Source organism: Desulfovibrio sp. OH1186_COT-070, assembly GCF_003860215.1.
In the GTDB taxonomy this organism is placed as follows: Bacteria; Desulfobacterota; Desulfovibrionia; order Desulfovibrionales; family Desulfovibrionaceae; genus Desulfovibrio.
Map to the genome: position 1 here is coordinate 1 of NZ_RQYH01000114.1, position 791 is coordinate 791.

General features: G+C 60.2%; 1 protein-coding gene. It reads left to right on the forward strand.

Annotated elements, in window-relative coordinates; genetic code table 11:
- The coding region (locus EII23_RS12115) for an autotransporter domain-containing protein (protein ID WP_148091276.1) at positions 1–632 on the forward strand (632 nt) is incomplete at its 5' end.
- Positions 633–791: the final 159 nt, after the last annotated feature.

Below are 791 nucleotides of genomic sequence, written 5' to 3' on the forward strand. Positions count from 1 at the left end.
GCTTCAACTTCTGGGGCGTGAGCCTCTACGGCGGCTGGGTATACAACAACTTCGGCCTCACCGCCGATGTGGGCTATACCAGCAACTACAACAAGCTGCAGCAGGATCTGCCCGCCTCCATGCAGATGCGCGACCTCAAGGCCGACGTGACCAGCCATGCCTGGAATACGGGCCTCAAGGCGGAATACAAGTTCAATGCGGGCGTGCTGGACATCATCCCCCATGTGGGCGTGCGCTACATGGGCCTTGTGACCGACAAGCATGACGTGACCAGCAGCGGCGACACGGTCTTTGAAGTGGACCGCAGCGTCCAGTCCATCTGGACGTTCCCCTTGGGCGTGACCCTTGCCGCCAATCTGGAAAGCGCAAACGGCTGGACCTTCAAGCCGCAGTTGGACCTTGGCGTCATCCCGGCCACGGGCGACGTGAAGGCCAGAAGCAAGGTGCGCATCCCCGGAGTGGACAGCAGTGCCGAAATGAAGATGCAGGTGGTGGACTACCTCACCTTTGACGGCGGCGCGGGCTTTGAACTGGCCAAGGGCGACTTCAGCGTCGGCCTGAACTACAACCTCCAGGCTTCACAGCACCGCACCGGACACGGTGTCTTCGGCACGCTGCGCTACGAGTTCTAGCCTGTAGCCTTTTCCTTCCCTGCCGGGCACAGCCACTTTGGCTGTGCCCGGCAGCACTGCATTCCGGCTTTAGCCAGTTGAGCGAAGCGAAACAGAAAACCACCCGCTGTGCGGGTGGCGACAAAGGTTATACCCCAAAAAACACCTTTTCCATACGAT